This is a genomic window from Lactonifactor longoviformis DSM 17459, assembly GCF_900129135.1.
In the GTDB taxonomy this organism is placed as follows: Bacteria; Bacillota; Clostridia; order Lachnospirales; family Lachnospiraceae; genus Lactonifactor; species Lactonifactor longoviformis.
On sequence record NZ_FQVI01000040.1, the window covers coordinates 20954 to 29089 of the forward strand.

The 8136-nt window shown below is 44.9% G+C and carries 10 protein-coding genes; 5 read left to right on the forward strand and 5 right to left on the reverse strand.

Annotation, left to right across the window (positions count from 1 at the left end; translation table 11 throughout):
• The first annotated feature begins 129 nt into the window (after positions 1-129).
• A complete protein-coding gene (locus BUA56_RS20745) occupies positions 130-912 on the forward strand; it encodes a DeoR/GlpR family DNA-binding transcription regulator (protein WP_072854680.1) in 783 nt (260 codons plus the stop codon).
• A gap of 142 nt (positions 913-1054) precedes the next feature.
• Here BUA56_RS20745 and BUA56_RS20750 read toward each other — a convergent pair whose 3' ends face one another.
• Positions 1055-1918 carry a 3-methyl-2-oxobutanoate hydroxymethyltransferase gene (locus BUA56_RS20750; RefSeq protein WP_072854681.1) on the reverse strand — a complete coding sequence of 288 codons (864 nt, stop codon included), beginning with the start codon at positions 1916-1918 and terminating at the stop codon, positions 1055-1057.
• A 211-nt stretch (positions 1919-2129) separates the two neighbouring features.
• Between BUA56_RS20750 and BUA56_RS20755 the strand changes: the two genes are divergently transcribed.
• Together BUA56_RS20755 and BUA56_RS20760 are read left to right on the forward strand one after the other, a co-directional pair.
• A complete protein-coding gene (locus BUA56_RS20755) occupies positions 2130-3047 on the forward strand; it encodes an SDR family NAD(P)-dependent oxidoreductase (RefSeq protein WP_072854682.1) in 918 nt (305 codons plus the stop codon).
• A 71-nt stretch (positions 3048-3118) separates the two neighbouring features.
• Positions 3119-4516 (forward strand): MFS transporter, encoded by a 1398-nt coding sequence (locus BUA56_RS20760; protein ID WP_072854683.1) that lies wholly within the window; start codon positions 3119-3121, stop codon positions 4514-4516.
• Positions 4517-4589: 73 nt separating this feature from the next.
• Here BUA56_RS20760 and BUA56_RS20765 read toward each other — a convergent pair whose 3' ends face one another.
• Together BUA56_RS20765 and BUA56_RS20770 are read right to left on the reverse strand one after the other, a co-directional pair.
• Entirely contained in the window at positions 4590-5318 is a 729-nt protein-coding gene (locus BUA56_RS20765; protein ID WP_072854684.1) for a response regulator transcription factor, read from the reverse strand.
• Positions 5319-5438: 120 nt separating this feature from the next.
• Entirely contained in the window at positions 5439-6458 is a 1020-nt protein-coding gene (locus tag BUA56_RS20770; protein ID WP_072854685.1) for an AraC family transcriptional regulator, read from the reverse strand.
• A 164-nt stretch (positions 6459-6622) separates the two neighbouring features.
• Between BUA56_RS20770 and BUA56_RS20775 the strand changes: the two genes are divergently transcribed.
• Both BUA56_RS20775 and BUA56_RS23075 read left to right on the forward strand, forming a co-directional pair.
• Entirely contained in the window at positions 6623-6895 is a 273-nt protein-coding gene (locus BUA56_RS20775) for a GNAT family N-acetyltransferase (RefSeq protein ID WP_072854686.1), read from the forward strand.
• A gap of 38 nt (positions 6896-6933) precedes the next feature.
• On the forward strand, positions 6934-7077 hold the full coding sequence (locus tag BUA56_RS23075; protein WP_158641024.1) for a hypothetical protein: 144 nt from the start codon (positions 6934-6936) through the stop codon (positions 7075-7077).
• Positions 7078-7143: 66 nt separating this feature from the next.
• Here BUA56_RS23075 and BUA56_RS20780 read toward each other — a convergent pair whose 3' ends face one another.
• Both BUA56_RS20780 and BUA56_RS23235 read right to left on the reverse strand, forming a co-directional pair.
• Positions 7144-7386 carry a hypothetical protein gene (locus tag BUA56_RS20780; RefSeq protein WP_072854687.1) on the reverse strand — a complete coding sequence of 81 codons (243 nt, stop codon included), beginning with the start codon at positions 7384-7386 and terminating at the stop codon, positions 7144-7146.
• Positions 7387-7602: 216 nt separating this feature from the next.
• Positions 7603-7752, reverse strand: coding sequence for a hypothetical protein (locus tag BUA56_RS23235; RefSeq protein ID WP_167594284.1), 150 nt, complete (start codon positions 7750-7752; stop codon positions 7603-7605).
• Between the last annotated feature and the right edge of the window lie 384 nt (positions 7753-8136).

Here is an 8136-nt window from a genome sequence, read left to right on the forward strand (position 1 = left end):
GTTTAAAATATTTTTCATTCATTTATTTTATATTTTTATAAGTTTAAACGGATATTTTATTGCATTTATCCTCTTATTGTTTTATAATCGAACTCATAAACTAACATTATATAGTAAGGAGTGTTCAATATGAACCAATCCAAAAACGTGATTCAGGAGAGACAGAGGCGGTTATTTGATTATATTACTAAGCACAATTCCATAAAAGTTTCCGATGCCAGCAGGATGCTCCAGGTTTCCGAGCTGACTGTCCGCCGGGATCTGGCTGAATTGGAAAAAAAGAACCTGGTGCAGAGATTTCACGGCGGAGCAGCACTGAATACCCCCACAGCAGATTATGATGTTGTGGTGGAAGAAAAAAAGATCCTGAACGAACATATTAAAAATCGTATTGGAAAAAAGGCAGCTTCACTTGTTCAGGACGGATCTACTGTGTTCCTGAATTCAGGTTCCACCACACTTGCTGTCATGAAATACCTTAACAGCAGATCCGTCCGCATATTAACTAACAATGCACTTGCCCCCTCTTCTGTCTGGAGTGATAATGTAGAACTGATAATGACTGGCGGGGAGTGCCGCAGCCGCTCCAAATCTCTTGTGGGAAGCTATGCTCTCAATGTGGTAAACAGCATTTACGGGAATGCCTGTATCCTGGGAGTCAATGGAATCAGCAGTACGTGCGGTACCACCACCTCTGTTTACCAGGAGACCTCCATTAATGAGGCCATGGTTAAGCGCTGCAACGGACCTGTGATTATAGCTGCAGATGGTTCCAAAGTCGGGAAATCCTATAATTTCATCAGTATACCTATCCAGGATATAGACATTCTAATCACAGATCCCAGCGCAGATCCCGATGAACTGGAAAAGATTGCGGCAAAAGGAATTAAGGTTATTACTGTTGATATCTAACCATTTTAACGTATTTATAGCCAAATATCTCAGGAAATAATTTCCACGATATCTCATGGTATCCAGAGGGTTATAAAAAAGGCTGCGCATCCATGATGCGACAGCCTTTTTTATGGTTGCAATCTCTGTTTAAACAACCCTGCTATATTTTTTCCAATTCATCCATAAATTTTTCCAGTTCCGACGGCTCCATACTCCAGCCATGTTCCTCTGCAGGGTAAGCCTGATTCTTCACATCCGCATCAAATTCTGCAAATGCCTGTATGGAATCCTCAAAGAACGGCCGATAGCATTTGGAATGCTTGGCCATAGTGGATACCGGCTGAAAACCCAGAAGATCATAGATCACCAGCTCAGAGCCATCCGCCGCACCTCCTGCTGCCACCTGGATGACAGGCACACGCAGCTTCTTTGCAATAGCATCTGTCAGTTCTCTGGAAGACATCTCAATGGTCATTCCCACCATACCGTTTTCCTGATATTCATACGCCTGGCGAAAAACCTTCATAGCATCTTCCGCAGTCTTTCCCACCCGCTTATATCCTCCATACCATACAGAATGCCACCCGGAGAGGCATCCTACATGTCCGAATACCGGAATATAATTGTCGGACATATATTTCAGCGTATCGTTTGTAACCCCCATGGGCATCACACAGTCTGCACCGTCTGCCATCAGTGTGGCTCCTATTTTTACAGCCGTATATTTATCTGCATAAGATCTCGACTGCATGACTGCGTTCAGGCAGATATTGGGGGCAAGCCGTCGGATAGCTCTGGTATGGCTGTACATATTCTGTTCCCGTTCCGCGGAGTTCTCCCCGGGAGCCGTATAGCGGACCAGGTTAACTCCCGCTCTCTCGCAGGCCGCTACCCAGAGGGGATCGCAGTTGCCGCTTCCCACCATGGAAATCAATTTCCCCTCTTCCTTCATTTTCTGAAGATGCGTAATCGTTGTCCTCTTTGTCGACATTGGCATTAAACTTGGTTCTGCTCCTTTAGCCATAATTCTGCTCCTTTCAAAATTGGTTTTCATCTTCACAGCACATCCATGATCTGCTGTCTGTGTGCCCTATTATAGACAGCGTACTGTGAGTGGTAAATACGCAAAATTGAGTATTCCTTATCCTCCCAGAGCTTGCTATAATCTCCCCATAAACCACAGATGCTTCCGGAATATCTGCTGTAACTGAAAAACAACAATGGAGGAAAAGAATATGGACGAACAAACCATCTTATCACTGGCCAGACAAAATGCAGAAAGCGCTGATTCACTGTCAGATATTTTCTGTACATCTCTGAAGGGCCGGGTTGCCCTGGTAACAGGAGGTGCAACCGGTCTGGGTTATAATGTTGTGCACCGGCTTGCCGAGGCAGGAGCAAAAGTCGTTATTGCCTCACGCAAGGAAGAACGCGGGCAAAAGGCGGTAAGGGAATTCACGGAACAGGGGTATACCGTCAGCTGGATTCGTACAGATGTCTCTAAAGTATCTGACTGTCAAAACGCAGTAGATTATACGGTAAAAACATACGAAAAAATTGATATTTTGGTTGCCAATGCAGCCGGCTGGTCCAACTACTCCTATCTGGACGTCACAGAAAAAGAATATGACCGGATTCTGGACACGGATCTGAAAGGGGCATATTTCATAGGCCAGGCTGCTGCAAGAGCAATGGTACGTGACAAGATTAAGGGAAAAATTATATTTATTTCCTCTGCCGCACATCTCGGGGACGGACCCTCCCATACAGTTATGAACACTTTTTATATTGCGGCCAAATCAGGGGTTGCAGGGATGACAAAGGGCATTGCCGGAGAACTGAGACAATATGGAATCGGTGTAAACTGTGTAGCTCCCGGCGGTATGTTATCTGCCGGAGTCTTCACAGAAGGATCTGAGGCCGCCGCCCTCTACGGTCCGGAATATGAAGAAACCCGTAAGCTCCACGGAAAAGATACTCCGGTTACTATGAACCCCGACGAGGTGGCCAGGGTTGTATATGCCATGTGCACGCCTATGTCAGACTTCATGTGCGGTGCTGTCGTGGATGTAAACGGGGGCGCCACTCTTAACTTCCAGGAAAAGCCGTTCAGCTATACGGTGGAAGGCTGTATCCCCGGTCCCCAAAGATGATTTTTGTAACTGCACATTTATCCGCATCAAAGCATTCAGCTTGGATGCGGATACCCTTTAGGAGGTATTTTATGTCAGATTCTTTACAAGCTTCCGAATTTCCCCCTTCCCATAAAAAACTGTTTATTGCAGCTATTTTACTGATACTCACCACTTCTACTGCATCCAGTTACGGCGGAAATGTGGTGCTCCCCGCTAAGCTGCTGGCTATCCATGGGATGGATTACTACTCAGTATGTACTGCACTGCAGTCCATGGGCATGATGCTTGCACTGCCCCTGGTGGGAGTGCTGTGCGGCCGTTTTGGCACAAAGGCAGTGGTGCTAACAGGAATACTCGTGCAGCTGGCCACCAGAATCGCTGCTATATTTATTGTAAATGTCCCCCTTTTTCTTGTCTTTTGGATGCTGGGAGGCATCTGCTGCGGCCTTTACATATCCGCTCCCTATGCTATGATGGCAGAACTGGTTACTGCCGGGGAACGGCCCAAATACTTTGGGTTCCTGGCAACCTTTAATGCTTTGGGTGCTCTAATAGGTCCATTATGGACGGGAACAGTGGCTGACTCCGCTTTCTCATCTCTGGCTTTTATCAGTTACCTGCCTCTTGCCGTCTTTCCGCTGATTGTTTTAATTGCCTTATATCCCAACCGCAGGAGGGCTGTCAGGGAGCAGAAATTTGACTTTGCAGGAATTTTTCTGCTGGTAGTTGCCGTGTGCTGTATCGTTTTATGGCTCTCCCTGGGCGATAAGTCGTTCTCACGGTTCGGAGTTCTGGGAATTGCTCTTATTCTCATCGGTCTTGCAGGCATGGTGTTTCTGATCCGCTATGAGCTTAGGCAGACCAACCCCAGCGTTCCTGTGGGAATGTTCCGGAAAAAACGGTTTACAGTAGTATTTCTCATTCAGATGTTATTAGTTGCCTACAGCAGCTGCGCGCCGGCTTACGGCATTGTATTTGTCCAGCAGGTCATGCATGGTTCGTCTCTGGCCAGTTCCACGGTCACTATGCCTCAGACCGTCGTCCAGGCGATTATGGGACTGTTTATCGGTGCCTATGTGGGTAAAGCATTCCGGAAACGTTTCAGGCCTGTAGCCCTGCTTGCACTGCTTCTCTATACCATAGCCATGGGCATCTTTTATCTGCTGCGTCCTGACAGCTCTATGCTCGTGATTTACGCTGCCACGGCTCTCGGAGGGATTGGCCAGGCAATTACCCAGTCTATCTATGCGCCTTTCTTCCAGACAGAGCTTCAGCCGGAAGAGTTCAGTTCAGCACAAGGAATGTACAGTTTTGCCGGAACCGGGGGATCCTGTATTTTTATGGCTATCTGCGGAGCCGCTATAAACAGTGGCTTTACACTCAATCAGATCTTTCTGATGGGGCTGCTCTTCTGTGCCGCTGCCTTATGTATTGGGCTTGTGGGATTCCGATTCCCGTCAGAGCCAAGCTCACACTGTTCTGAATAGCAAACTATAAAATATGCCCCCTCAGAAAAATAAGCGGTGAGTCTTACTTATTTTCCAGGAGGGAGCATATTTTTTAATTCATAAGGCGCAGGATCAGTTCCTGTCTGCTGGATACATGAAGCTTGGAATGGATATTTCTGAGATGGCAGTAGACTGTAGCTACACTGATATATAATATTTTCCCAATCTCCCCGGGAACTTTTCCTTCACACAGGAGCCGGGCAATCTCCTGCTCTCTGGGGGTAAGTAAATGATATACCGGATTATAGGGCCGTTCATTCCCCAATTTCTCTGAAGCCTGCATACCCCTGTACAAATTCTCCAGATGGGAGCGCAGCACCTCCAAAACCGCAAGCTCCCTTTCCGTATATGGCGTCACTGAGGTTCTGTCCAAACAAAATACACATTGGATCCCTCCATCTCTGTCTGTAAGCCCGAATCCTGTACTGTAACGAAGTCCCTGGGGCCGGACATAATCCCGGACAAACTCTCCGTTTAGCATAGACCAATCATAGACATGGATCTGATTCACTGATTTATTCCTGATAAAATAACGGGAATCCTCTATCTTGGAATAATACCCCATATACATGTCCCACCACCATTTTTCCACTCCCAGCAAGGTAACATCACTCACATATCTGCACTTGTCTATATACAGAAGCCGGGCCTGATCATAGGGAACCAGGGTATTCAGGCTGCGGAGTGCGTGCTCACAAAATTGTCTTTGCTCATGGATACTTCCGCTGCTAAGAAGAAATCTGTGAATGTACTCCCAAGGCAGTTCTCTTATAGGCACCATAGTTCTACCTCCTCCACAATACATGTATCATCCGCACCAATCTGCTGATTTCATTATAGCATTGGCAGAAAATATAAATAGTATCTGGATTGCTGAAAACTATGCACAGATTGCTGCCCCTTACATTCCCTTCCATTGTTTTCGATAAATACTTGGTGTAACGTCCTCGTTTTCTTTAAAAAGCCTGGAAAATACATTCGGACTGCCCAGATGTGTGGTCTCACAAATCTGAGATATGGGCAGATCCGTATGACGCAGGAGCTCCTTTGCCTTTTGCAGCCTCACATCCCTGATATATTGGAATACTGTGATCCCCATATACTTTTTAAATTCACGGCTCAGGTGAAATTTGCTGATATTAAATTTTTCAGCCAGAATATCCAGGGATATATCTTCGCAGCAATGAAAGGCAAGCCATTCTGAAACCTCCAGAATTCTGGCTGGAAGACTTCTAGTCACGAACAGAGAAAGCGCATCCAGAATCTCCGTCACCATCTGTGTCAGAATGCAGTTTGTTTTATATTCATTACAGGCAGCATCCTCCTCATTTATCTCAAACAGCCTTTCAAAACAGGTGTAAAATGCATCGATGTTCCCCATATCCAGCACATAACTGCCGCAGGCAGATATCTGAGCGAACATATCCCTCATAGCCAGTCCGTCAAAATATGCCAGACGATATCCCCAGCCCTCCGGTGCTGCGGCCCGAAAATGATGTTCCTGCCGGCAATCCAGGATCATAACATCCCCCGGATTCACACAAAACTCCCTTCCCCCGTACTCCAGAAAGCCAGCACCAGAAAACGTCTGTGTGAGAAAATAGGCAGGGAGGTTTCGTCGTGATGTGGAATATCCAGGCCCATAGACTACCTCTGTGAGCGTCAGCAGATGCAGATAGGAGCGGCGGGCTGTAGGAGAAGGATAAAAACTTTTATTAAATACAACCCTTTGTATTGGCAGAATATACTCTCCAAAAGAAGAAGTGCGGCTTTCAATACAGTCCGACGTGTATTTTATGTACTCGGCGATATGCCGTTTCAGTTCCACACTGTCCATCTTCAGCAGCCTTTCTATCTCTTCCTGTTTCATATTTTTGCGAACTCCATCAGGGATCAGCCTGCACAGCATTTCCTCTGTCATAAATACTCACCATCTTTTCTTTTTCTGCTTTCTGCAGCAAAATATTTTAATTTTCTATTATGCCTCCCTTGCACCCTACTTAAAAACCTGTTATAATCTACGCCGATACCTAATCCGTTGTTACGATTCAAGCTTTATTAAGATACCCCAGGAGGAGAAATGTTATGAACTTTATTCACAACCCGAACCAAATCGCTTTATACAGTGACAGCCAGGAACTGCTGGCCGAAGTTACCTTCCCAAACCTAAACGCAACTACTGTAAATATCAACCATACCTTTGTAGATCCCTCCCTGCGCGGCCAGGGAATTGCCGGTAAGCTGCTCCTGGAAGCGGCAGAGGAAATCCGTGCGCAGGGGAAACTGGCCCTCCCCACTTGTTCCTATGCGGTTAAATGGTTCCGGGAACATGAGGAATATCAGGATATTTTGAAATAAACCTGCACATACTGTTCTTATCAGGAGGTATTAGTGCTATGGAGATAAAAAATAATCAGAATTCCCCTTTAGAAATGCCCCTTTCCTGTAAATCAGCTCTGGAACGTATTGAACGGGAAATACGGGAAGAGGACGAGCGTCAGAAAGCATCTGAAAAAGGCAGCAAAAATTCCCATAAATAACTGGCTTCTGCTGTTGTCACGCAGAATAAAAGCGGAGAGAACATCTCCGCTTTTTTATGTAAGTTCCTACTCTTCTCTGCATTTCTTAGGAATCTTGCTGTTAGCTACCTGGAACCTGTATTCCGCAATCAAGTCATCCTCGTTAAAGGTATCCTCCAGATTTCCATTCAAATCTCTCAATACAAATTTGTCTTCACATTGATACGTCTTTAGTCCCTGTCTGTCGAACCATGTGTCCATTCTCTGGCCTAATTCCTTATCATCTAAAACGTCTTTTAATAAAACAGCTGTTTCCTTTTGCTCACCCATACTATGTACCTCCTTTTTATAGTTTTTGCTGCTTTTATTTTATAATATTATTTACTTTTTTTCAATATATATAGAAAATTATCTTTTATATTTTTTAATTTTAAGATTATTCACATTCTGACTTTGCTATTAAGTCTTAACTCACACGCAAAGCATTCGATGAGCTTTAATCCCGCCCACCGAAGCAGCGCGCACTTGCCCGATGACCCTTAAGCCTCAGCTGTAATTATGGTGGGATGGTGCAATTCCCTCTTCTCTGACATTATGGGTCTGATTTTGATTCTCAGGTTTCACCTTCTGCGTAACACTGTTGAACTTCTCCAGGTTTTTTCTTCTGTTATTCTTTTCTGACTGTTTTTTATCCATACTATCACCTCAGTAGTTAGGCTTGCCATTTTTACAAGTACTATACCGGCCAAGTATTGGTTCTTAAGAAACCGTTTACACTTTTTTAAATTTGTTCACAGATTCTTTAATTGGTCATCACAGAATCCTCACACTTATTGTGTATTATAATACTTGTAAAGAGGCCAACAACCTAACGCAAAACTTTTTCTTTTTCATAAGGGGCTGTGAAAAAAGTCCCGTAAAAAAAGAACGCTTTCAGGTATACAAACCTGGAGGCGTTCTTCTTTTTGTGGTAAAATTAATCTACTATGAACAATAATACCGAGAAATATTATACCGCAAAACAGGGAAGGCTGCCACTGTTTTTTTCGGATTGTCTGGATCTCTGTGATCCAGTATTAG